We start from the raw sequence: 22,943 nt of genomic DNA, 5'->3' as shown, positions 1-22,943 counted from the left end.
AGTTTTTTGTCGAATATACAACCCCTGGAAGGGGTTGTAGAAGCGATGCTTTTAAAAAAGATGGCAAAGGCCGTTCTTTGCCTGGGGCTTCTGGGAATGATAACTGCGCCTGCTGTAGCCGGGGCAGCGACCCCGGTAAAAATTTATGTTGATTATAAGGAAGTAAAAATTCCTCCGGGGGATCAGGGCGCTTATATAGATGGGGGAAGGACTTATGTCCCTTTGCGAGTTGTTGCCGAAAACCTGGGTGCGCTGGTGGAATGGCGGCAGGATACCAGGCAGGTCATAATCACGACAAAGGGCAATTCCTCATATGCGGTACCAGGGCGTACTGCTAGAAATACTACGGATATAGAAATTGTGATTAACGGGGCGGCATTGCATATTCCTATTTCTTACGGCAAGCCCCGTATAACCGCAGCCGGGCGTACCGTCATTCCCCTCCGGGTAGTGGGAGAGGCCCTGGGCTGTGAGGTAAATTGGGTAGATTCGACCCGTGTGGTGGAAATAAAGTCGCCTGCCTATAAATTACTTGAGGATCTGGCCGCTTTTCGTTCCAACTTGCGCCTGCTGGACGGCAGGGTTGTGAATTCTGCCGAACTTCCGGCCATGGGCGAAGAGGCCTTCAGCACCGCCCAGATGCAGGAGTTCCAGAAGTTCAGGGAACTCCTGTCAAAATATGATCATGAAATCAAACTGCCGGACGGTTCTATAATTAAAATGGCCGACGTGACCATCATGGGTAAAGCGGTAGCGACGGCCGACCAGCTTAAATCCTGGCTAGCGAAGGAGACGCCGCGCATCGCCGAGAAAATGAGGCGGGAATATGGCCGGGAAATGATTCCTATTCCCGACCTGGCCGAGCTATATATCAGGATCGGGGCGGAATACGGCGTCCGGGGTGACCTGGCCTTCGCCCAGGCAATCAAAGAAACGGGATACTTCCAGTTCACCGGCAGTGTAAAACCTATGCAAAACAACTACTGTGGCCTCTGGGCAACAGGCCAGCCTTTAACGGGACAGGAATCCCTTAACGGAGCCGACCCGTCCGGGGTAAGCCTGCAGCCCGGCCTTCACGGTGCCACCTTTGCTTCCCCTGAAATAGGTGTGGAAGCCCATATCCAGCACCTCTATGCCTATGCCACCAAAGCCCCCCTGCCGCCGGGCAAAACCCTCTACGACCCGCGGTTCAACCTGGTCCAGCGTGGCTCCGCCCAGAAGTGGGTGGAACTGAACGCCCGCTGGGCAGTTCCGGGAACGACTTACGGCCAGAGTATTATCCAGGATTACTGGCTGAAGGCGTTATTATAACAGGTCTATTGCCATAGGATACCTATTGAAAAATGCCTCGACCCCGCTGGAGATAGCGACTGCGGGGTTTGATGCATTTTAAGGCCGGGGGTCCGGTTGGCGCCAGACCCGGCGGGTTTGCAATGAGGGAGGAGATATGGTAAAAAAGGTAAGAGGGATAACTCGCGTTTAATATACGGCGGTGGTATATATGGCGGCAGGACAACGGCAGCGCCTGGATAAAATATTAGCGCGTATGGGATATGGTTCGCGTAAAGAAATTAAAAAACTGATCAAAGAAAAAAGAGTTCAGGTAAACGGCGAGCCGGCTGAAGAACCGGGTTTACACGTTCTGCCCGCCAGGGATCGAATCGAGGTGGACGGTACTACCCTGGAGTATAGGCCGTACATTTATTTAATGCTCAATAAACCCCGGGGCGTCCTGTCCGCCACGGAAGATAAATCCGCGGAAGTTGTAGTTGACCTGCTGCCGTCCCGTTACCGGGCCCTCCATCCTTTTCCCGTAGGGCGGTTGGACAAAGATACCGAGGGATTGCTCCTCCTTACCAACGATGGCCGGCTTGCCCATCGTCTCCTGTCCCCCAAAAAACATGTGCCCAAAACTTATTATGCGGTTATAAGGGGTAGGGTTACGGAAGAGGATGTAGAAGCCTTTCGCCGGGGGGTGATCCTGGAAGACGGATACCGGACCAGGCCCGGCGACTTGAAGATCCTGCGCTCCGGACTGCAATCAGAAGTTGAACTTACCATATATGAAGGGAAATATCACCAGGTAAAGCGCATGTTTGCCGCCGTAGGCAAGGAAGTAACCTATCTAAAGCGCATGTCCATGGGGCCGCTGCTGCTGGACGGGCGGTTAAAACCCGGGGAGTACCGGGAATTAACGGAGGCAGAAGTCGCCGCGCTGCAGGGAATTGACCGGCCGGGAAGCGATGGTTAAAATATCAACTTAAGGAAACTTTTTTCTTCAGAAAGGAGTTGAACATAGTGAGCAGCGATATTTCCCGTGCCCTGGGCAAAATTGCCTGCCCCTGCGGCCTGGTGGGTGTAAAACATGGGGATAAGCATGACCTGACCACGGTGGCCTGGTTTACCCAGGAATCATCCAACCCACCCCAGGTGATGGTGGCCCTGCACCCCAAACGTTATGTGCTGGAGTTACTGGATGCCACCGGTGAATTTGTCCTGACCATCCTGGCCGACGACCAGGAGCATATTGCCACCTTTTGCGGTAGCCGTACAGGGCGTAATGTAGATAAGATTAAAGAACTCGGCATTGTAACCGAACCGGCAGCAGTGGTAGCCACTCCCCGGGTTAAAGATGCCCTGGCCAACCTGGAATGCAAGGTTGCCGGCCGCTATCCGTGCGGTGATCATATTATTGTTGCCGGTCAGGTGGTAGCAGCCGGGGTCGGTAGCGATAAAAAACCCCTTCTTTATTTTGAACATAAAATCGCTCACTGGAACCTGTAAGGGAGGGAGAAAATGGCACATTGCAACCTGCAGGGAAATAAGGAGAGATGCACCTGTACCTATGAACCCTGCAGCCGTAAGGGTAAATGCTGCGAATGTATAATCTATCACCGCCAATACGGTGAGTTGCCCGGCTGTCTTTTCCCGCCGGAAATAGAAAAAACTTATGACCGCAGTATTGCCCGCTTTATAGCCTGTAATAGCCGTGCCTAGCCGTACAGAGCCGGATAAAGGTGACGCCGGGATTAAAATAAAGATGGGGCTCCGGCCCTGTCTTTTGTTTTGCTGCCAACCGGTAAAATTTTCGGGCAGGGAGTATTACCCTTGATTTATTGTCGCGGCGCGGTTATTATAAGTTTTAACTTAAAATATACAGGGAAGGGAACTTTTTTGGAAGGGCTCAAGTTGTTACTGGTATTCGTGATAATGATGGTATTCCTGGGGCGGCGGGTGTCCCTGTTGCCGGTGTTGCTCGGAGGTTCGCTCCTCCTGGCCGCCCTTTACCATACCGGTCCCCTGGCTTTCCTGGAGATGGCCTGGCAGGCTACCATAAGCCCCGCTACCCTGGAACTAGAAGTCATACTGGCCTTGATCATGCTCTTTGAACACCTCCTGGGACAACAGGGTTACCTGGATAGGATGCTCCGGGGGCTGCGAGGCCTTATCCGCAACCGGCGACTGGTGATAGCCCTGCTGCCGGCCTTTATCGGTCTCATGCCTTCGGCAGGGGGCGCGCTTTTTTCCGCTCCTCTGGTGGGGCGGGCGGCATCGCGTACCAATATAGCCGCCGAAGAAAAGAGTTTTATCAATTATTACTACCGTCATATCTGGGAGTACTTCCTGCCCCTTTACCCCGGGGTCCTGCTGGCCTCACGCCTCAGCGGCATCCCTTTGCCCCGCCTGATTGCCGTCCTGGCTCCCTATGGCCTCCTGGTAATCTTGTTGGGTATACCGGCCCTCCGGCGAATAAAGATAGAGGCGGGAGATGAAGGAAGGGAAGAGGCACTGGCCGGGGAGCAAGCTCCCGCCCGGGAATTTATCCTCAGCATCCTGCCGGTGCTGGTGGTGGTGGCCCTGGTGCTGTTATTCCACGTTGAGGTGGGCCTGGCGGTGGGGGTAGTGCTCCTTTACCTGCTGGTACGGCACCGCTATACGCCAGTAAAATTCTGGCACCTTTGCAAAAAGGCCGTGGCCGTAAAGACCCTGCTGCTGGTTTGGGGGGTAATGCTTTTTAAAGAAGTACTGGTAGATACCCGGGCAGTGGAAGGCCTGCCTTCAATACTCGCCATGCTTCCCGTACCCGAGTTTTTGCTTTTCGGCCTGATCAGCTTCCTGGTGGGTATGATGACCGGCCTGATGGTTGCCTGTATCGGGATTGTCTTTCCCATTGTAATGAGTACCGTGGACGGCCAGATGAGCCTGCCCCTGGCGGTATTCGTCTTTATTGCCGGCTTTACCGGGAACATGTTAACCCCCATGCACCTCTGCCTGGCCCTCACCGTGGACTTCTTCAAGGCCGACCTGCGCAAGGTGCTCAAGATGATGGTTGTACCGGAAGTAGCCCTCCTGGCGGTAGCCTTGGCAGTATACCTGGTCTTCTGAACCGGCCATATAAGCACCGTTATCCGCTGTGAAGAGGTAACCCTTTAGCAGGCGGCCCGGTAGTTTATCTAGGCAGCGGCAGACCGGGGCGAAGGAGTCCTGGTCATAACCGTGTCCAGCTGGAATACAGGTATACTCCTGCCGGCCGCCGGTGTATAAAGCAGATTCCTGTACGGGATCCTTGACAATCTCGCTTTTTAAGTCTAAACTATTATATGCAATAATTCGCATATAAGGAGGACATTCATTGGCTGAGAGACTTTACAGCCTGAAGGCGGAATTTTTTAAAGCCCTGGCCCACCCGACCCGGGTCAGGATCCTGGAACAACTGCGCCAGGGGGAAAAGTGCGTCTGCGAGTTTATAGAAAATCTGGAGCTGGAGCAGCCCAATATCTCCCAGCACCTGGCCGTGCTCCGCAAGGAGGACATTGTCATTACCCGCAAAGAAGGTTTAAAGGTTCTCTACCGGGTTAAGCACCCGGAAATCTTCGAGGTTCTGGACCTGGTGGGCGGTATTTTGACCCGCGAAATAGCCACCACCATGGCGGAACTGCAGGGGCGGAATTCCTGAGCTTGACAATGAAGGAGTAGATAAATATACTACAATTAAACAATTGCTTAATCGTTTGGAGTGGTTTCCTTGCCTAATAGAGACCTCTGTGATACCTTTTGCCCTTCCGGTCGCCATGAGCACCTGAAGGATAGGGTGCTGGATGTAGCCGGCCTGTCGGAAATATTTAAGGTCCTCGGGGACGAAACCCGGACCAAAATTCTCTACCTGCTGGCCCACCAGGAACTTTGTGTGTGTGATCTGGCGGCGCTTCTGGACATGAGTTTGCCTGCCGTCTCCCACCACCTGCGCCTGCTGAAAGCATTGCGCCTGGTCAAGTATCGCCGGGACGGTAAGATGGTCTATTATTCGCTGGATGATGAGCACATCTTAAACATGATTCGTGAGGCCCAGGCCCACTTTGCCGAGGGGAGATAGGAGGCTAAGATATGCGATATACCCTGGAAGGACTGAGCTGCGCCGGTTGTGCTGCCAGGATTGAGCAGGAACTGCGTAAAGTAAAAGGTTTAGAACAGGTTACCGTTAACTTCACCAACCAGAGCTTAGATCTGCCTCCGGAACTGCTGCCGGTGGCCCGGGAGATCGTCACCCGGATCGAACCCGGCGTTAATATTGTAGATACTACCGGCCAGGGGCAGGGACCCCGGTTTTATATTATTTTAGTTGCAGGCCTTCTCCTGGTAATAGGATTTATTATTAACATGCAGTTTTCTCGCCCTCCTTACCTGTGGGCCGGGTATATGCTTCTTTTGACCTCCTACTTCCTGGCAGGCTGGCGGGTGCTCGCGACAGCCGTGCGTAATTTGATCCGGGGCCGGGTTTTTGACGAGAACTTCCTGATGACCATTGCCACTATTGGCGCTATTGCCATCCACCAGCTACCCGAGGCGGCTGCGGTGATGCTCTTGTATGCTGTGGGCGAGTATTTCCAGGAGCGGGCTGTCAATCAATCCCGCCGTTCTATCGCCGCCCTGCTGGATATACGGCCGGCCTATGCCAACTTGAGACTGGAGGGGGAAACAAAAAAGGTACGGCCGGAGGAAGTAGAGGTTGGGCAAGTAATTGTTGTTAAGCCGGGCGAGAAAGTACCCCTGGACGGCGAGGTGGTGGAGGGCGTTTCCTTCGTCGATACCTCGGTCCTGACGGGGGAAGCCGTACCCCGCAAGGTGGAAAAGGGTGAAAAAATCCAGGCAGGTATGATTAACGGTCAGGGTCTCCTGACCGTTAAAGTGACGCGGCCCTTCGGAGAATCCTCGGTGGCCCGCATCCTGGATATGGTAGAAAACGCCGCGACCCGTAAAGCCCCGACGGAGCAATTTATTACCACCTTTTCCCGTTACTACACCCCGGCAGTGGTCCTTGGAGCCGCGGCCCTGGCGGTCATTCCCCCCATGGTGCTTCCCGGGGCCGACTTCCCAACATGGGTCTACCGGGCCCTGGTTTTACTCGTCATCTCCTGTCCCTGCGCCCTGGTAATTTCCATACCCCTGGGATACTTCGGCGGCATCGGCGCAGCATCGCGCCAGGGTATCCTGGTCAAGGGCGCCAATTTTCTAGATGCCCTGACCGGCCTGCATACCGTGGCCTTCGATAAAACGGGCACCCTCACCAGGGGGGTATTCAGGGTTACGCAGGTGGTTCCATCCAATGGTTTTCAGGAAGATGAACTCCTGGCAGTTGCTGCCGCCGCCGAGGTTTACTCCGACCATCCCATTGCCCAGTCCATCCGCGCGGCTTACGGGCAGAATATTGACCCCCAAAGGGTCGGTGCATACCGGGAAATTCCCGGCCAAGGCATTAGCGCCATGGTCGATGGGAAAAGGGTCCTGGCCGGTAACGATCGTTTAATGTACCGCGAAGGTATCGCCCACGATGTATGCAGCGTGGCAGGCACCGTTATTTACGTGGCCATTGACGGCGTCTTTGCCGGCTATCTGGTCATCGCCGACGAGTTGAAGCCCGATGCCGGCGAAACCATTGCCGGGCTTAAAAATCTGGGTATAAAGAAAATAGTGTTGCTTACCGGTGATGATGAGGCGGTAGCCCGGCGGGTGGCGGGAGAACTGGGTATCGACGCCTACTTTGCCGAACTCCTGCCGGAAGGCAAAGTGGCCAAGGTGGAAGAACTGCAGGCAGCTTTGCCGGACCGGCGCTGCAAACTTGCCTTTGTGGGCGACGGCATCAATGACGCCCCGGTTATTACCCGGGCCGACATAGGGGTGGCCATGGGCGGCCTGGGGAGCGATGCCGCCATCGAAGCTGCCAATGTGGTGCTGGTGGATGACGCCCCCGCCAAACTGGTAAGGGCGGTGGAAATCAGCCGGTATACGTCCCGGATCATGAAACAAAATGTAGCCCTGGCCCTGGGTATCAAGGCTTTTTTTCTTGGCCTTGGGGCTTTTGGTGTAGCCACTATCTGGGAGGCTGTCTTTGCTGACGTGGGTGTTACCCTGCTGGCTGTTTTTAATGCTACCAGGACTTTAAGATATGGCAACGGAGTAGCGGCCGGTGTCAAGCGGGTTTAACTGCAGAAAAAAAGTCCCGAACCATATAGATATTGGGCACCGGGCACATTTCGCCCAGGGCGTCAATAAAATGTTCTACCATAAACCTCACCCCGGTTATTCTATTTTACCCGTACAGTAAAATTCCTGCCGATAGATTGTTCCCGGCCGATTATAAATAAAGTTTCAGGTAAAGGGTTTTTCCCCTTGACAAAACAGGCTGCTGTCTCTAAACTTATATATAGCAAAATTCTAATGTAATAATAAAGCGTTCCGCTTTACGTATAACTAAGAGGGTAATCCCTTTAGATACATGGGTTCCGGCCGGGTTAAGATGGGATTGGATTTTGCTAAACTATATTTGCCTAACAATTAAGGAGATGTTTCCTGTGAGCAAGCAGGCCAAATTGTTACTGATTGTTGCTGTGTTTGTTGCCGCCTATTTCCTGCCCTTCCAGCATCCCCGGATGCAGGGCGCCATCCTGGAAGCCTTCTACATGCTGCAGGAATACGCCAGGCAACATGTGCTGTTCTGCCTGGTACCAGCCCTTTTCATCGCCGGGGCCATGAGCAATTTCCTTTCCTCCCAGGCGGTCATGAAGTACCTGGGACCGGAAAGCCCCAAAGTTACGGCCTATGGCGTGGGCGCCGTATCGGGAGCAATCCTCGCCGTCTGCTCCTGTACCGTCTTACCCTTGTTCATGGGCATATATAAACGCGGCGCCGGGCTGGGGCCGGCCATAGCCTTCCTGTATTCCGGGCCGGCGATAAACGTCCTGGCCATTATCCTCTCGGCCCGGGTGCTGGGGTGGCAGATCGGCCTGGCCAGGGCCCTGGGTGCCGTCCTGTTTTCAGTGATAATCGGCCTGATCATGGCCCTGCTCTTCAGGGGTGAAGAGCAGGAGCGGGTCAAAGGGCTGCTCCTGCCGGAAGGAGAAGAACCCTCTCGCACCCTCGGGCAGACGGTTCTTTATTTCCTGGTCCTGGTCCTGATTCTTATCTTTGCCGCCTGGGGCAAACCGGCGGAACAGGCGGGCTTCTGGTACGCAGTATACAGCGTCAAATGGTACCTGGTTATCGCGCTTCTCTTAGCCCTGGCCGTTATTTTGAAGGCCTGGTTCAAGCGGGAAGAACTGTCGGCCTGGGTGGACTCGACGTGGGATTTCAGCATTAAAATCCTGCCCCTCCTTTTCGGCGGCGTGCTGGCGGCCGGGTTCCTCATGGGCAGGCCCAACGTCGATACCGGCATTATCCCCGCCAGATATATCGCCATGGTGGTAGGGGGCAACGGCCTCCTGGCCAACTTTACTGCTGCTATTATCGGCGCTTTTATGTACTTCGCCACCCTGACGGAAGTACCGATAGTCCAGGGACTTATCGGGTCCGGTATGGGCCAGGGACCGGCTTTAGCCCTCCTGCTGGCGGGCCCGGCCTTGAGCCTGCCCAGTATGCTAGTTATCAACAGCGTGCTGGGGTTCAAGAAAACCTTGGCCTACGTTTCCCTGGTAGTTATTGCAGCCACCCTAACGGGGATGCTATTCGGCGCCCTGGTGGGTTAAAATTTTAAAAGTAAAAATTAAAAAAGGAGATGGACGGTCATGGAAATCAAAGTTTTAGGTACGGGTTGCGCCCGGTGCAAAGCGCTGGAACAAAACGTGATGAACGCCCTGGCGGAAATGGGCGTGGCCGCTGATGTGGAAAAGGTGACGGACCTCAACAAGATAACCGATTATGGCGTTATGATGACGCCGGGCCTGGTAGTCAACGACAAGGTTAAAGTGTTCGGCCGGGTACCCGACAAAGAAGAGATCAAGAAGTGGATCCAGGAGGAAATAAATCTGTAGTCACGGGAGAGGAACTTGTAATGGCGAAATGTACCTGCGAACCGGCGGAAATTATGCTTTTCCCCTGCGCTGGAGGTTCTAACGTTGGCCAGCTGGCCAACCAGGCGGCGGTAAAGCTGGATCAAGAAGGCGTGGGCAAGTTGTTTTGCCTGGCCGGGCTGGGCGGCCATGTGCAGAGCATTGTTGAGTCTACCAAGGTGGCCAAAAGGATTGTCGCCATAGACGGCTGTCCCATAGGCTGCGCGAAAGCTACGGTAGATCATGCCGGTTTTCCGGTAACGGACTATGTTATGGTGACCAGGCTTGGTGTTCAGAAAAAGCATGAATTTGTCTGGACGAGCGATGAGCTGGACCAGGTGGTCCGGGCGGTAAAAGAATCCCTGGAGTCTTAGTGGCAGGGCCACGGGTTATATTTTCCCGTGGCCCTGTGCTCATGTTATTGCTTAACGGGCGGTTTGTTGCTGTTTCAATCGCAGCACTTAGATAACGGGGAGATGCCGCAGCAACTATCTTTTGCTGTCTGTTTACCCGTACTGCCGGCTGCGTTTTCTTCTTTTTTGCGTTTGGCCGCAAAGAAACGCTTTAAATTATCAGGCAGCTCCTTCGGTGCTTCCCTTTCTGCCGGGGTGTCCATACCGCCGCCATATACATGTTTCAGGATGGCCTCAATGATCATCCCTTTGGGAGCTTCGGTATATTCCTTACCCTGGTATACCCAGACGCGGCAGTCCACATCCTCGCCGCAAAGGTCGCCGCAGGATTCGCAAAGGCTTTCCCTCACATCCAGCTGGATGTCCCGCCCGTTGATGCGGATCGTAGGTGAGCTGACAAATTCCAGGGCCAGGGCCTGTTCTTCCGTCTGGACGTGGATCTTTTTCAGGTTGACCTTAATCCCGGTCGCCTGTAAAACCCCGGCTACTTCGTTGAGGGCTTCTTCCAGGTTACGTCCCGTACCCCGGCACCTGGTGCAGGCATCCAGGTCCAGGTAGAGAAACTCGATGTCGAGGGTACGCTGGGTATCCCGGGTATCGGCCGATGTTCCTATCTCTTGCCCTGCAGTTTTTTCCGGACTGCCCGGCGAAGAAACGCCGCAGCAGCAACCGTTGTTAGAGGTTTGGTTTTCACCTTCAAGGATCTCCTCAATGCGGATAGAGCAACAAGAGCTTCCCTGCCGGCTAAAGACCCTGGCCAGCAACCCTTTCTTTTCCATCATAAATAATATAGCCTCCTTATGATGCAAAGATAATATTAAAGGCAAACCCAGCCAGAATGGCAACTCTTAATTATGTTTGAAGCCAAATCGTTACGATTGCTCGTTGCTTTCCTGTACTTTTATTGCCTGTAAAATATAATTGGTAACCTCCCGCCAGGCATCGACGGCAACGCGGAAGGCTTTCAATCCTTTTGGAGTAAGGGTATAAACCTTGCGCTCCCGGCCCCCGGCTATCTCAATGGAAGAAGTTACGTAGCCGCCCTCCTCGAACTCCCTGAGTACCGGGTAAATTGTACCTTCAGTGGGCGTGCAGCAGCCCCCGGTGACCTGGGCTACGGTGCGGGCTATCTCGTAGCCGTGCATGGGTTGGGTGTAGAGAACCCGCAGGATAAAAAACCTCGACAGGCACATCTTGATGATGCCGTTCCAGTACTCGCGATCGGTATAATCCATAATCCACCCTACCTTTATCCACTATACATAGAGGGGCAATGCCTGCTGTTTTATTATATGTATGCCATTTGTTGATGTCAAGATATTTTTCAGAAGGGATATTGTTATAAAAACGTGTTTAATAAGAGAATTAAGGGCAGGGGGGTGGTATAGCATGGGTAAAGTTCTTATAGCCTTTGATGAGGAAGAGTAGCTAATGCTGCAACGCATCTGCCTGGACAAAGACGCCGGGGAAGCACTGGAATTTGTATTACAGAAAATTGCCCCCAAGATACCCAAAAAGATCCCCTGCCTGGCGGGAATGTTGATGCAACCGGGAAGATAGAAGCACAAATTGGAAGTTATTGATCGAAAATAGATAATACGGCGGCGGGAAATCAGGAACGTAAATTAGGAAAGGAGTGTTCTTGTGCAAAAGAAGCCTGTAATTCTCTTTCTCTGTACCGGCAATTCTTGCCGCAGTCAGATGGCCGAGGGTTTCGCCCGGGCCCTGGGCGGGGATAAAGTGGAAGTGTATAGCGCCGGCATCGAGCCGGCCGGCTTGAATCCTCGCGCCGTAGCGGTTATGGCAGAAGTTGGCATCGATATTTCCCGGCAAACCTCCGACACCATCGATCCGGAAATCTTAAGCAAGGCTGAACTGATTGTCACCCTCTGCGGCGATGCTCGTGACAAGTGTCCCGTGACCCCGCCGACTATCCGGCGCGAGCACTGGCCCCTTCGCGACCCGGCCAAAGCCGAGGGGAACGAGGAAGAAATCATGGCCGTTTTCCGAGTCGTACGGGACGAGATCCGGGAAAGGGTGGCTAAGCTCCTGGAAGATTATTAGCACTTCACGAGGGTTTAGCCATTACGCTCGTGGAAGTGGCAAAGAGAGTTAAGACCGAAAAAAGGACTGGCAGGGGGTGTAAATGGTGGCCATTTACCTGGACAACGCTGCTACCACCTTTCCCAAACCGCCGGAAGTCTGGCAGGCCATGCTCCAGCGGCGAAAATGCCCCGGACGATTGCCCGCCCCTGGCGGAAGCGGAAAATAGTGAACGCTTCAACGCCCTGCAGGGAATGCTGGGATAAACTATGGATTAGCCGTCTGGCGCCGGTAGAATTCCGCCTTATCTTCCGCGCCTATGAGACGGTCGATAATATAGGCTATGGCCAGTATCCCGGGGACGTTGACCAGCCAGCGGGTAAGGGCGAACTTTACTCCTAATGCCGACATTTCGAACAAAAACATGGGGATTTTTAAAGTTGACCAGGAACAGAGGAAAATAATAATGTTGCTGTATTTGGTGCCTTTCTTCGCCATGACGGCGGCTACCGGGAAGGCACCGTAGAGGGGCCCGGCGGCGGCCGCCCCCAGCACTATACTTAAGACAATGCCCTTTAAGCCCGAGCCTTCACCCAGGTAGCGGATAATTGTTTCCCGCGGCACCCAGACATCTAAGAGGCCCAGGAGGAGAAAAATCGGTGGGATTATGGCGAGCATCTCGGCGAAGTTACCGGCGGTGTATTTAAAAATTGTCAGGCCGGTGTCGGGGTGGAAGATAGTTATTACCAGATCAAAGAGGATGATTAATAAAAAGTAACGGTAGGTCTTAATTAAGTTAAGCAAGTTCATGCTCCCACCACCATCCCGATAATTATGGCTACGATAAAGGAAAAGATGTAGCTTAAAGAATTACGCAGGATAGTTTCTTTTTTACCGAAATACCTGTTTTCCAGGGGAGCGGTGACCACACCCACCATCATCAGGGTCGAAATAAAGACGGCCATCTGCATGATCCCGGCACCCCGGTCGAGTAAAGATTTGGCCAGGGGAAAGGCGACGAAACCCGGGATGAGGGTTACGGAACCGACTATGGAACTGGCCAACATCCCCGGGAAGCCGCTGTTTTTGCCCACCAGGGCGGCAATGGTATGAGGTGACAGGTAAGTCAGCATGATCCCTATCAGGGCCAGGACGACGGCAAAATCGGGCAAGATGTTGGTAAAGGCCTTCCAGCCTTTCATTAAGGCCACCCTGGTTTTTTGGGGGTCTTTGGCGAAAGAAATCACCAGGCCGCCCAGGGCCAGGAGATATAGAAAGATGGTAAACACAGCTATGCTCCTTTCTGCTTTCCGCCGTTTGTATTTGCTGAGTAGTAAGATCTTTTAGCTTGCCACCCCTAATGTTGACAGCAGGGAATTAATGTTTTATCTTTAAATTATGTTAACAACATACATATGTAAATAACAGATAGGAAGTGGTTCCATGTGTGGTCCCGGTCCTGGCGGCCATCATGGCCGCTGCGATTGTCGCGGCGCCCGGATGGAGGGCTTTTTGCAGCCCTGTTTATTATTATTGCTATATGAAAGACCTACCCACGGTTACGAACTGATGGAAAGCATGAACCGCCTGGGATTATGGGAAGGCGTTCCCGATGCCGGGGCGGTCTACCGCAATTTACGCCGCCTGGAGGAAGAAGGCCTGGTGCGGTCCCACTGGTCGACTGGCGGCCCGGGACCGGCCCGGCGGAGCTATGAGATAACCCCGGAAGGGATAGATTACCTCCATGACTGGGCGGTGACCATCCGGCGCAATAAAGCCGCCCTGGACACCTTTCTTCGCCGTTACGAAGCTATTTTTGGCCAGGACAAAGACATGGAGAAGGGGAATTAAGCCCCTTCTCCCAGTTCCTTAAGCTTTTCCTCCACGGCTTTCACTTCGGCCTGCAGCTCTTTAAAATACTCCTCCAGGCGGGCTTTTTTCTCTGCGGTGGTTAAAAAGCGGCGGTGGAAGCCTCCGTGGTGATGGCCGTGGCAGCAGCCTCTTCCTAACTGTCCCCAAGCATGAGTATGGCATCCACACATTTTCCTTTTTCCCTCCTTTTATAATTAGCTTATATATGTTAAAAACATATATAAGCTAATCACATAATACTACCGGTCCATACCCATGTCAAGGGGATTTTCGCCATTTAGCGCGTATCGCCGGCCGGTTCCATCCTGGACGGTGCGGCTATTTCGCCTTGTACCACAAGTAAAACTTAAGACGTAATCTAAAATATTGACAAACCAAGCGAAGCTTAATATTATATAATTAATCACTTATTTAAGGAGGTGAAGGGGGTGAATTTGAAGGATTGGGAAAAGGCCTTTAAAGCCCTGGGCCAGCATTTGCGATTGCGAATTATTGCCTTGCTGGCCGAAGAGGAACTTTGTGTCTGCGAGCTGGAAGAGATCCTGGGCATCACCCAGCCGGCCATCTCCCAGCACCTGCGGGTGTTAAAGGAAGCTGACCTGGTCTGGGAGGAAAAAGTAAGCCAGTGGGTATTTTATCACCTCAATAGAGAAAAACTGGCCGCGTTTCTCCGGGAATGGCTGGCCTACCTGGATATACCCCTGGCGGAAAAAGAAGAATTTGCTCCCTACTATGAAAAGCTGCAGCATCTCATGGAAAACCCCAAGGTTGCCTGCAGGGCGCCCCGTAAGAGGGGTAGCAAAGACGGCAACAATTAAAACGCGTTTTATGGGATGATGCAATGCCTTTATAGTACTTACTAAAGTAACCAGGTAACCGGCAGCATAGCGACGGGAAAAGAGGGAGGATTTCGGTGTAATGGCAACAGCAAACAACAATCAACCCGTGGCCAGGTTATCCCTGCTGGACCGCTTTTTGACCCTGTGGATCTTCCTGGCCATGGCCTTCGGTGTGGCCCTTGGTTATATCGTACCCGGGGTGGCGGATGCCCTGAATAAAATGTCGGTGGGAACAACATCAATCCCCATCGCCATCGGCCTGATCGTCATGATGTACCCACCCCTGGCCAAGGTGAAATACGAGGAACTGGGCAAGGTGTTCCGCAACGGCAAAGTTATGGCCCTCTCCCTTATCCAGAACTGGATTATCGGTCCCATCTTGATGTTTGTACTGGCCGTTATCTTTTTACACAATTACCCCGAATACATGGCCGGACTCATACTAATCGGCCTGGCGCGCTGCATCGCCATGGTCATCGTCTGGAACAGCTTGGCCCGGGGCGATGCCGAGTACGCCGCCGCCCTGGTGGCCCTGAACTCCATCTTCCAGGTTATCTTTTATTCGATTTACGCCTATATCTTCATCACCCTGTTGCCGGCGTGGCTGGGCTTCCAGGGGATGAAAGTCCATGTATCCATCGGCGAGGTGGCTACCAGCGTGGCAATCTACCTGGGTATCCCCTTCCTGGCCGGTGTTATCACCCGCTTTACCCTCATGCCGGCCCGGGGCAAAGAATGGTACGAGAAAACCTTTGTTCCTAAAATCAGCCCCCTGGCGCTAATCGCCCTGTTGTTTACCATAGTAGTCATGTTTTCTTTAAAAGGCCAGTATATCGTTTCCCTGCCCATGGATGTGGTCAGGGTAGCCATTCCCCTGATTTGCTACTTTGTCCTCATGTTTTTAATTTCATTTTTCCTCAGCATGCGCTTGGGGGTCAATTATGAACAGACGACAACCCTTTCCTTTACCGCCGCCAGCAATAACTTTGAGCTGGCAATCGCCGTGGCCGTGGCCGTTTTCGGCATCAATTCCGGCCAGGCCTTCGCCGCGGTCATCGGTCCCCTTATTGAAGTTCCGGTGATGATCGGCTTGGTTAACGTGGCCCTGGGCTTCCAGCGACGGTACTATGAAGCGGTACCTGGCAGGAAGTAAGCAGGAAAGGCGGGAAATTGAACGGGAAAAGGGAGGCCGCAAGCCTCCCTTTTGATATTACATCGTAGGGGGATAGACAGGTAAGTTTTACTTGTTGGCCTCTCCGGGAAGTGTTAAAATATTGGCAGAAAGGAGAGGGGAAGTGATGGCCATGTCCGAAAAAGAAATAATAGAAGGCGCTAGGAAAGAGATTGCCGCGGCTTCGGAAGGCGTGGAACCTAAGATAGCGGAATTCGGTTATTATCATTTGGCCCAGCGTACGGACAACCTCTCCTTGCGGATAGATAATTTATCCCAGCGTATTGACGGCATAAAAGATAGTTTAGAGGGGAAAATTGCGGGCCTCGATCAGAGAATAGATCAATTGCGCCAGGAAATGAAAGAGGGCCTAAAAGACCTGGAAGGGAAGTTAAATCAGTACCGCCAGGAAACGAAAGAGAGCATCAACGCCCTGGAAGGGAAGCTGAACCAGTATCGCCAGGAAACGAAAGAGAGCATCAACGCCCTGGAAGGGAGGCTGAACCAGTACCGCCAGGAAACGAAGGAAGTATATAGCAGATTTGAGGAAAGGCTGGATTCACTACATCAGGAGATACATGAGAACAATAGGGCCAATAGGAACACCCTGGCCGGTGTGATCATCAGCGCCCTGGCCATAATAATAACCGTATTATTAGCAGGAAAATATGGATTCTAGCATGAGAATGCTTTGCAACTAACAAAAATGCCGGCCGGTGGCCGGCTAAAATATTTCAATTAATCCCCAGGAGGCTTTTTAGCTTGCGGGCCTGGTTGCGGCTAACGGGCACTTCGCTCTGCTGCTTATCGGCCATTATCAGGGTATAGGTGCCGTTAAAGAAGGGAACGATTTCCCGCACCCTGGTCAGGTTGACGATATAGCAGCGGTGGCAGCGGAAGAAAACGCGGGGATCCAGGCGGTTTTCCAGTTCTTTGAGGGTAAAACGCGTAAGGTACTGTTCATTTACTGTTTTTAAATATACATTGTCCCCCTGGGTGCAGGCATAAATAAGGTCGTTTTGGTCCAGGAGAATGGTCTTACCGTCTTTTTCCACCGGCAGGCGGTTGAGACGCCCCTTGCCGTTGCCGTCCGCTCCCGCTGCGGGAGCGGACGGCTGCAGCTGGCGCTGTTCCACCAGGCGGCGGACCCTCTCAATGGCCTGGCGCAGGCGCTTTTCATCAAAGGGTTTTAACAGGTAGTCGACGGCATTGACTTCAAAGGCCTGCAGGGCGTACTCTTCATAAGCCGTGACAAAAATAATTAAGGGCGGGTTGGGCCGCTTTTGAATAGCCCGGGAGAGTTCCAGGCCGTTCATCCCGGGCATATTGATGTCCAGGAAAAGCACCGTGTAATCAAGGGCGCTGACGAGGTTCAAAGCCTCCCGGGCGTTGGTGGCTTCACCCACCACTTCTACGTCTTTAAACTCCTGGAGCATAAAGCGCAGTTCCTGACGCGCCGGGTATTCGTCATCGACAATCAGGGCTTTAAGCTTCATTGAGCAGCAACTCCTTTGCCGTGGCGTCTTTTACGATTGCCGTCCGGATGACGGGCACCCGCAGGAAAACAGTCGTGCCGTTGCCGCTGCTTTCCAGGCGCAAACCGTAATCCGGGCCGTAAAGGTTCTGGAAGCGCAGGTTGACGTTGCTTAAACCGACCCCGTTACCCGAACCGTAACCCGGCTGGAAAACCAGGGGCAGCTTTTCCGCTGGAATACCGACCCCGTCATCGGTGATGGTTAAATGGAGCTCGTTGCCCACCAGACGCCCGGTAATTTTGATTATCCCGGGGCCTTCTTTAGGAAGGAGGCCGTGGTTGATGGCGTTTTCCACCAGGGGTTGCAGGCTGAGAACCGGTATATGATAGTCCAGTAAATCCACCGGAACGTCCTGGAGATAACGGAATTTGCTGCCGAAGCGGGCCTTCTCCAGGACCAGGTAGGTACGGACACATTCCAGCTCTGCGCGTAAAGTAGTAAGGCTACCGCGGCGGTTCAGGGTCTGGCGGAAGAGGCTGGCCAGGCGGATCAACAGGCGGCGGGCCCGCTCCGGGTCGGTACGGCTAAAGCTTATAATGGTATTTAAGGTATTAAAGAAGAAGTGAGGATTAATCTGGGCGTTCAATGCCTCCAGCCGGGCTTCGGTCAGGAGCTGGCGCTGGCGGTCCAACTCGGCCAGTTCGATCTGCAGGCTCAAAAGATCGGCCAGACCGATGGCCAGGCGGATGATGAGGGGTGGAAAAACTCCTTCCCTGGTCTGGTAGAGTTTTAAAGCCCCTACTATTTCTTCCCGGCATTTTAAAGGAACGATCACAGCAGCTTTCAAAGGGCAGTTACAGCCCATATTATACCGCGGGCAGCAAAGCCCTTGGGGGGTATGGACAACCTTCAATTTGCCCGTAGCGATTACTTCTTTGGTGGCTTCCGTTAAAATCCTGTCGCCGGCTCGGTGCTGGTCGCATCCCACCCCCAGGAACGTCAGGACGTTTTCCCGATTGGTTATGGCGATGGCCGGAACTTCGGTGATATTCTGGATTATCTCCGCTGTTTTGGCGGCCGTAGCTTCATTTAACCCCCCCCGCAATACCGGCAGGGTTTCATGGGCAATCTGCAAGGTTGAAGCAAAAATACCCTCTGTGGGATCCTTTTCTTCCTCTTGTTCCACCGGGGACTGGGTTAATGAGCACGGGGGCCCCTGCAAAGCTCTAATAACTCCCGCTCCCAATGCATTAATAGCCCCAAAAATAAAGGCGGTGATTAAGGGTGAGGTGTGAAAAAAGATGACTGCTGCTATTGTTTCCAGCAGGGTCAAAGATGTAAAAAGTAGGTATAATTTATAAGTCATATTTCCTCCGCCCAAGTGACAAAAAATTAAGAAAGCGTGTACTGACTGTTGTTACTTTCATGCTACAACGAATGGGCTCCTTTGTCAATCAGGGACAACTATTGCTTTGCTTTCTTAAAAAATATAAAAGGGAGAACCCATTGCTTACGGGTACTCCCTCCTTATAGCAACTGAGAGGCTTTCACTTATTCCTGTTTTCCTGCTTTTGTTCTCTTAATCAGGCCTCCTCGGCGTAAACGGCTTTCAGCCTGGCTACTGTTGCCGGGTCGGCCAGGGTGGAGGTGTCCCCCAGGGCGCGGCCTTCGGCAATATCCCTGAGGAGGCGGCGCATAATCTTCCCGCTCCTGGTTTTTGGTAACTCGGCAGTAAAGTAAATGGCCTCCGGCCTGGCCAGGGCGCCGATCTTTTGTACTACATGTTCCTTCAGTTCCCTGGCAAGGTCGGGTGTGGCTTCAATGCCGTCTTTAACCGTGACGAAGGCCACTATGGCCTGCCCCTTGATATCATCTTTCCGGCTGATGACGGCCGCTTCGGCAACTCCGGGGTGATCCACCAGGGCGCTTTCTACTTCCATGGTGCCGATACGGTGGCCGGAGACATTAATGACGTCATCGACGCGACCCAGGAGCCAGAAGTACCCGTCTTCGTCCACGCGGGCGCCGTCACCGGTAAAGTAATAGCCGGGGATGCGGTTCCAGTACTGGTTGACATAGCGTTCGGGGTCGTTGAAAATGGTGCGCATCATGGCCGGCCAGGGTTTTTTAATAACCAGGTAGCCGCCTTTGCCCGGTGGTACCGGTTCGCCGCGATCGTCGACAACCGCTGCTTCCACTCCCGGGAAGGGCTGGCAGGCCGATCCGGGTTTTAAGGGAGTCAAACCCGGCAGGGGGGTAATTAGAATCATGCCCGTTTCTGTCTGCCACCAGGTATCGACAATGGGGCAGCGGCGGTGGCCGATATAGTTGTAGTACCACATCCAGGCCTCGGGATTAATGGGCTCGCCGACCGTCCCCAGCAACCTCAAGGAAGAGAGATCGTACCGGGCCGGGTAGGACGGGCCGTAACGCATAAAGGAGCGGATGGCCGTCGGTGCGGTATAAAAAACGGTAACCCCGTATTTCTCAATAATCTGCCAGTAGCGGTCCGGCCTGGGGTAGTCGGGGCTGCCCTCATACATGAGAACGGTGGCCCCGTTGGCCAGGGGGCCGTAGACCACGTAACTGTGGCCGGTAATCCAGCCGATGTCGGCAGTACACCAGTAGACGTCTTCGTCCTTGAGGTCGAATACGTAATGGGAGGTAGTGGCAACGCCGACAAGGTATCCGGCCGTAGTGTGGACTACTCCCTTGGGTTTGCCGGTGGTGCCGCTGGTATGAAGGATGAAGAGGGGATCTTCAGCTTCCATGTGTTCCGGTGGGGTATAGAGGGGAGCGGCAGCCATGAGTTCGTGCCACCAGAGGTCCCGGCCCGGTTGCATATTTATTGCCTGCCCTGTACGCTTGGTGACGATAACTTTTTCAACAGAAGGTGTTGCGGCCAGGGCCGTATCGGCATTTTCCTTTAAGGCAACTATTTTTCCTTTACGGAAGCCGCCGTCGGCGGTGATCAGGACCCTGGCGCCGACATCATTAATGCGGTCCTGCAGGGCGGCGGCACTGAAACCGCCAAAGACCACGTTGTGAACGGCGCCGATGCGGGTGCAGGCGAGCATGGCGATGGGTAGTTCCGGGATCATAGGTAGATATATGGTGACCCGGTCATTGCGCTTAACCCCCAGCGATCGGAGAACGGCGGCAAACTTGTTGACTTCCCGGTACAGGTCGCGGTAAGTAAGTACCACTGCGTCCCCCGGTTCTCCTTCCCAGATAAGGGCTGCCTTATTGCGGCGCCAGGTTTCCAGGTGCCGGTCCAGGCAGTTGTATGATACGTTGAGGGTACCGCCGTTGAACCACCAGGCCAGGGGATATTCCCACTCCAGCACCCTGTCCCAGGGCCGGAACCAGTGGAGCCGGGCGGCTTCTCCGGCCCAGAAATGCTCTATATCTTCGCCTTCTTTATATAAAGCGGTATCCTTGACGTTGGCCGCAGCTACAAAGGAAGGCGGCGGAGGAAAAGTACGGTTTTCCTTCAGCAGCGCTTCAATGGTCCTGGCGTCTTTACTCATGGTTCTCACTCCTTTCCTGTGCTTTTATCTTAATCAGGAGAAGGAGAAAAATAAAGGCTTTCGACGCCAAAGGTCGTTTGGCCGGATTTAACGGTAGGCCAAGGGGTACAAATTGCCCCGGTGCATTTCGCGCCCGTTAAGGTACTTTTTAAGGCCAGGGAGGTTTTTTGCCATTGTTGCCGAATAAAGCAAAGGGGATTAAAAGGTGATTAACATGGCAAGGATGGGGTTATGGCGAGCCTTGGTATTGACATCATTGAAATAGAACGCCTGGAAAGGGCTTTAAAGCGCCACCCGCGTTTAATGAACAGGTTATTTACGCCGGCGGAACAGGAATACTGCCTGCGCCGGCATCGTCCCGGTGCCTCCCTGGCTGCCCGCTTTGCCGCCAAGGAGGCGGTAATGAAGGCCCTGGGGGTGGGATTGGGTAGCTGTTCCTTCCGGGATATTGAGATTGTCCGGGAGGATGGCGGGCGGCCAAAGGTCGTGCTCTATGGCCGGGCCGGGGAACTGGCCCGCGAGGTGGGAGCCGGCACTATAACCGTCAGCCTCTCCCATTGCCGGGCTTATGCCACGGCAGTAGCCATGGCTTTGGGAGAGTAGTCCTGCCGGCGCGCAGTACCTTTCGCGGTGGAAGGATATATCCCCGCCGGAAAGCATCGTTTTTGTAGAACTATATTTTCGGAGGACGGATGAGGTATGTACCTGGTAACAGCCGCGGAAATGGGACAGCTGGACCGCCTGGCATCCAGCGAGTACCTGGTGCCCAGTATTGTTCTCATGGAAAATGCGGGTTTAAGGGTGGTCGAATCCATCCGGCGCCATTTTCAAGACCGTACGAAGAACCGCCGGGTATTAATTTTCTGTGGTAAAGGCAATAACGGTGGCGACGGCCTGGTGGTCGCCCGTCACCTGTTAAACCAGGAAGCGGAAGTCAAGGTCTTCCTCCTCGCCCGGCCGGAGGACCTGCGGGGGGACGCCCGTACCAACCTGGAGATTTACCAGAAGATGGGCGGCAAGCTCTACCCGATCCTGGGGGAAAGCCATCTCCAGCGGGCGGACATCGCCCTTCTTTATGCCGATCTGGTGGTTGATGCCATTTTTGGTACCGGTTTCAAAGGGGCGGCCCTGGGACTTCCGGCAGCGGTCATTACCATGATTAATAAAGCCCACCGGGAGACTATAGCTGTAGACATACCCTCCGGGCTGGAAGCAGATACCGGGCGGGTATTTGGTCCCTGCATCCAGGCTACCTGGACTGTAACCTTTGCTTTGCCCAAACTGGGCCTGGCCGTTGAGCCGGGGGCAAGCTATGCCGGTCGCCTGGAAGTGGCCGACATAGGCATTCCGCGGAAACTCATTGACAGCCAGCGTTTTAACCTGCATCTGCTGACGGCGTCATGGTGCCGCTCTCACCTGCCACGGCGGGATGCCGGGGGCCATAAGGGCGTGTATGGTCACGTCCTGGCCGTAGGAGGGGCACCGGGCTTGACCGGGGCTATTACCCTGGCGGCTACGGCAGCTTTAAGGGCCGGGGCTGGCCTGGTAACGGCGGCCGTACCCCGGGGCGTACACTGGATCCTGGAAATGAAGACTACGGAAGTTATGACCTGTCCCCTGCCGGAAACACCGGGCGGATACTTAAGCCGGGAGGCCCTGAAACCCATTCTGGATCGCCTGGCTACGTGTGACGTCCTGGCCCTGGGACCGGGTCTTTCCCGGGACCCGGCAACAGCGGAACTGGTAAAGGAACTGCTGCCCCTCCTTAAAATTCCGGCGGTGGTCGATGCCGATGCCCTCAACGCCCTGGCAACAGATACCGGCATCCTCGCCGGCGATCACGGTCCCCTGGTCCTGACGCCCCATCCGGGGGAGATGGCGCGCCTGGCAGGGACAACGGCGGCCAAGGTCCAGGAAGATCGCCTGGAAATGGCCAGGAAGTATGCCCGGGAATGGCGTGCAATCCTCCTTCTTAAGGGCGCCCGCACTATTATCGCCTGGCCTGACGGGCAGGCCTACATCAATCCTACGGGAAATCCCGGTATGGCTACCGCCGGCAGCGGCGATGTCCTGACGGGGATTATTGCCGGCTTGATTGCCCAGGGCCTGGAGCCGGGGGTTGCTGCAGCCCTTGGGGCCTTCTTGCACGGGGCGGCAGGGGACGAAGCCCAGACCCGGGTAGGCCAGCATGCCCTTATGGCAGGAGAACTCATTAACTTCCTGCCGGCGGCTTTTCGCAAGCTAGAGGCAGCCACCTAGAAGGAAATGGCATGGAAC

Annotated in this window: 28 protein-coding genes; 20 read left to right on the top strand and 8 right to left on the bottom strand. The window is 54.1% G+C overall.

The window, feature by feature from the left end; translation table 11 throughout:
* Positions 1–6: 6 nt before the first annotated feature.
* The 11 genes from NWF31_RS01205 (at position 7) to NWF31_RS01155 (ending at position 9,697) form a co-directional block, all read left to right on the top strand.
* A complete protein-coding gene (locus tag NWF31_RS01205; protein WP_258358674.1) occupies positions 7–1,311 on the top strand; it encodes a stalk domain-containing protein in 1,305 nt (434 codons plus the stop codon).
* 190 nt (positions 1,312–1,501) lie between these two features.
* Positions 1,502–2,251 carry a pseudouridine synthase gene (locus tag NWF31_RS01200; RefSeq protein ID WP_258358673.1) on the top strand — a complete coding sequence of 250 codons (750 nt, stop codon included), beginning with the start codon at positions 1,502–1,504 and terminating at the stop codon, positions 2,249–2,251.
* A gap of 47 nt (positions 2,252–2,298) precedes the next feature.
* Positions 2,299–2,784, top strand: a complete 486-nt coding sequence (locus NWF31_RS01195; protein ID WP_258358672.1) for a flavin reductase family protein — start codon at positions 2,299–2,301, stop codon at positions 2,782–2,784.
* A gap of 12 nt (positions 2,785–2,796) precedes the next feature.
* Entirely contained in the window at positions 2,797–2,997 is a 201-nt protein-coding gene (locus NWF31_RS01190; RefSeq protein ID WP_258358671.1) for a DUF6485 family protein, read from the top strand.
* A gap of 192 nt (positions 2,998–3,189) precedes the next feature.
* Positions 3,190–4,386 (top strand): DUF401 family protein, encoded by a 1,197-nt coding sequence (locus tag NWF31_RS01185; RefSeq protein ID WP_258358670.1) that lies wholly within the window; start codon positions 3,190–3,192, stop codon positions 4,384–4,386.
* A 247-nt stretch (positions 4,387–4,633) separates the two neighbouring features.
* Entirely contained in the window at positions 4,634–4,957 is a 324-nt protein-coding gene (locus NWF31_RS01180; protein ID WP_258358669.1) for an ArsR/SmtB family transcription factor, read from the top strand.
* Positions 4,958–5,026: 69 nt separating this feature from the next.
* Positions 5,027–5,374 carry an ArsR/SmtB family transcription factor gene (locus NWF31_RS01175; protein WP_277998703.1) on the top strand — a complete coding sequence of 116 codons (348 nt, stop codon included), beginning with the start codon at positions 5,027–5,029 and terminating at the stop codon, positions 5,372–5,374.
* 11 nt (positions 5,375–5,385) lie between these two features.
* Positions 5,386–7,482, top strand: a complete 2,097-nt coding sequence (locus tag NWF31_RS01170; protein ID WP_258358668.1) for a heavy metal translocating P-type ATPase — start codon at positions 5,386–5,388, stop codon at positions 7,480–7,482.
* Positions 7,483–7,841: 359 nt separating this feature from the next.
* Positions 7,842–9,020 carry a permease gene (locus NWF31_RS01165; RefSeq protein WP_422880231.1) on the top strand — a complete coding sequence of 393 codons (1,179 nt, stop codon included), beginning with the start codon at positions 7,842–7,844 and terminating at the stop codon, positions 9,018–9,020.
* A 39-nt stretch (positions 9,021–9,059) separates the two neighbouring features.
* A complete protein-coding gene (locus NWF31_RS01160; RefSeq protein WP_258358666.1) occupies positions 9,060–9,305 on the top strand; it encodes a thioredoxin family protein in 246 nt (81 codons plus the stop codon).
* 20 nt (positions 9,306–9,325) lie between these two features.
* Positions 9,326–9,697, top strand: a complete 372-nt coding sequence (locus NWF31_RS01155) for a putative zinc-binding protein (protein ID WP_258358665.1) — start codon at positions 9,326–9,328, stop codon at positions 9,695–9,697.
* Positions 9,698–9,771: 74 nt separating this feature from the next.
* On the opposite strand, the gene NWF31_RS01150 is transcribed toward NWF31_RS01155, so the two are convergent.
* Together NWF31_RS01150 and NWF31_RS01145 are read right to left on the bottom strand one after the other, a co-directional pair.
* Positions 9,772–10,518: a DUF2703 domain-containing protein gene (locus NWF31_RS01150; RefSeq protein WP_258358664.1), complete on the bottom strand. Its 747-nt coding sequence runs from the start codon at positions 10,516–10,518 to the stop codon at positions 9,772–9,774.
* A 90-nt stretch (positions 10,519–10,608) separates the two neighbouring features.
* Positions 10,609–10,971, bottom strand: a complete 363-nt coding sequence (locus NWF31_RS01145) for a PadR family transcriptional regulator (RefSeq protein WP_258358663.1) — start codon at positions 10,969–10,971, stop codon at positions 10,609–10,611.
* A 196-nt stretch (positions 10,972–11,167) separates the two neighbouring features.
* On the opposite strand from NWF31_RS01145, the gene NWF31_RS01140 reads away from it, so the two are divergent.
* The 3 genes from NWF31_RS01140 to NWF31_RS01130 all read left to right on the top strand — a co-directional run bounded on the left by NWF31_RS01140 (position 11,168) and on the right by NWF31_RS01130 (position 12,008).
* Positions 11,168–11,296 (top strand): hypothetical protein, encoded by a 129-nt coding sequence (locus NWF31_RS01140; protein ID WP_258358662.1) that lies wholly within the window; start codon positions 11,168–11,170, stop codon positions 11,294–11,296.
* Positions 11,297–11,380: 84 nt separating this feature from the next.
* The gene (gene arsC / locus NWF31_RS01135; protein ID WP_258358661.1) at positions 11,381–11,800 is read left to right on the top strand and encodes an arsenate reductase (thioredoxin); all 420 of its coding nucleotides are present in this window, start codon (positions 11,381–11,383) and stop codon (positions 11,798–11,800) included.
* An 82-nt stretch (positions 11,801–11,882) separates the two neighbouring features.
* Entirely contained in the window at positions 11,883–12,008 is a 126-nt protein-coding gene (locus tag NWF31_RS01130) for a hypothetical protein (protein WP_258358660.1), read from the top strand.
* A gap of 38 nt (positions 12,009–12,046) precedes the next feature.
* On the opposite strand, the gene NWF31_RS01125 is transcribed toward NWF31_RS01130, so the two are convergent.
* The gene (locus NWF31_RS01125) at positions 12,047–12,589 is read right to left on the bottom strand and encodes a permease (protein ID WP_258358659.1); all 543 of its coding nucleotides are present in this window, start codon (positions 12,587–12,589) and stop codon (positions 12,047–12,049) included.
* Positions 12,586–13,068, bottom strand: coding sequence for a permease (locus NWF31_RS01120; RefSeq protein ID WP_258358658.1), 483 nt, complete (start codon positions 13,066–13,068; stop codon positions 12,586–12,588). The genes NWF31_RS01125 and NWF31_RS01120 overlap by 4 nt, the downstream gene beginning before the upstream one ends.
* 154 nt (positions 13,069–13,222) lie before the next feature.
* Between NWF31_RS01120 and NWF31_RS01115 the strand changes: the two genes are divergently transcribed.
* Complete coding sequence (locus NWF31_RS01115; RefSeq protein WP_258358657.1) at positions 13,223–13,630, top strand: PadR family transcriptional regulator; 408 nt, start codon at positions 13,223–13,225, stop codon at positions 13,628–13,630.
* Here NWF31_RS01115 and NWF31_RS01110 read toward each other — a convergent pair.
* Positions 13,627–13,821 (bottom strand): hypothetical protein, encoded by a 195-nt coding sequence (locus NWF31_RS01110; RefSeq protein ID WP_258358656.1) that lies wholly within the window; start codon positions 13,819–13,821, stop codon positions 13,627–13,629. The two genes, NWF31_RS01115 and NWF31_RS01110, sit on opposite strands and share 4 nt — an antisense overlap.
* A 258-nt stretch (positions 13,822–14,079) precedes the next feature.
* Between NWF31_RS01110 and NWF31_RS01105 the strand changes: the two genes are divergently transcribed.
* From NWF31_RS01105 to NWF31_RS01095, 3 genes are all read left to right on the top strand, one after another.
* Positions 14,080–14,469, top strand: a complete 390-nt coding sequence (locus NWF31_RS01105) for an ArsR/SmtB family transcription factor (protein ID WP_258358655.1) — start codon at positions 14,080–14,082, stop codon at positions 14,467–14,469.
* Positions 14,470–14,569: 100 nt separating this feature from the next.
* Positions 14,570–15,643 (top strand): ACR3 family arsenite efflux transporter, encoded by a 1,074-nt coding sequence (gene arsB / locus NWF31_RS01100; RefSeq protein WP_258358654.1) that lies wholly within the window; start codon positions 14,570–14,572, stop codon positions 15,641–15,643.
* 121 nt (positions 15,644–15,764) lie between these two features.
* Complete coding sequence (locus NWF31_RS01095; protein WP_258358653.1) at positions 15,765–16,340, top strand: CorA family divalent cation transporter; 576 nt, start codon at positions 15,765–15,767, stop codon at positions 16,338–16,340.
* Between the two features lie 55 nt (positions 16,341–16,395).
* On the opposite strand, the gene NWF31_RS01090 is transcribed toward NWF31_RS01095, so the two are convergent.
* The 3 genes from NWF31_RS01090 to acs form a co-directional block, all read right to left on the bottom strand.
* Positions 16,396–17,157, bottom strand: coding sequence for a LytR/AlgR family response regulator transcription factor (locus NWF31_RS01090; protein WP_258358652.1), 762 nt, complete (start codon positions 17,155–17,157; stop codon positions 16,396–16,398).
* Positions 17,147–18,502 (bottom strand): histidine kinase, encoded by a 1,356-nt coding sequence (locus NWF31_RS01085; protein WP_258358651.1) that lies wholly within the window; start codon positions 18,500–18,502, stop codon positions 17,147–17,149. Before NWF31_RS01085 ends, NWF31_RS01090 begins: the two co-directional genes overlap by 11 nt.
* A gap of 217 nt (positions 18,503–18,719) precedes the next feature.
* On the bottom strand, positions 18,720–20,666 hold the full coding sequence (gene acs / locus NWF31_RS01080) for an acetate--CoA ligase (RefSeq protein WP_258358650.1): 1,947 nt from the start codon (positions 20,664–20,666) through the stop codon (positions 18,720–18,722).
* 231 nt (positions 20,667–20,897) lie between these two features.
* Here acs and NWF31_RS01075 point away from each other — a divergent pair, with 231 nt between their 5' ends.
* Complete coding sequence (locus NWF31_RS01075; protein WP_258358649.1) at positions 20,898–21,269, top strand: holo-ACP synthase; 372 nt, start codon at positions 20,898–20,900, stop codon at positions 21,267–21,269.
* A gap of 96 nt (positions 21,270–21,365) precedes the next feature.
* Positions 21,366–22,925, top strand: a complete 1,560-nt coding sequence (locus tag NWF31_RS01070) for an NAD(P)H-hydrate dehydratase (protein ID WP_258358648.1) — start codon at positions 21,366–21,368, stop codon at positions 22,923–22,925.
* Positions 22,926–22,943: the final 18 nt, after the last annotated feature.

This window comes from Neomoorella sulfitireducens (assembly GCF_024733845.1).
GTDB classification, from domain to species: domain Bacteria; phylum Bacillota; class DSM-521; order Neomoorellales; family Neomoorellaceae; genus Neomoorella; species Neomoorella sulfitireducens.
Note: the sequence above shows the minus strand (reverse complement) of the source record. Positions and strands in the feature narration are given on the sequence as shown.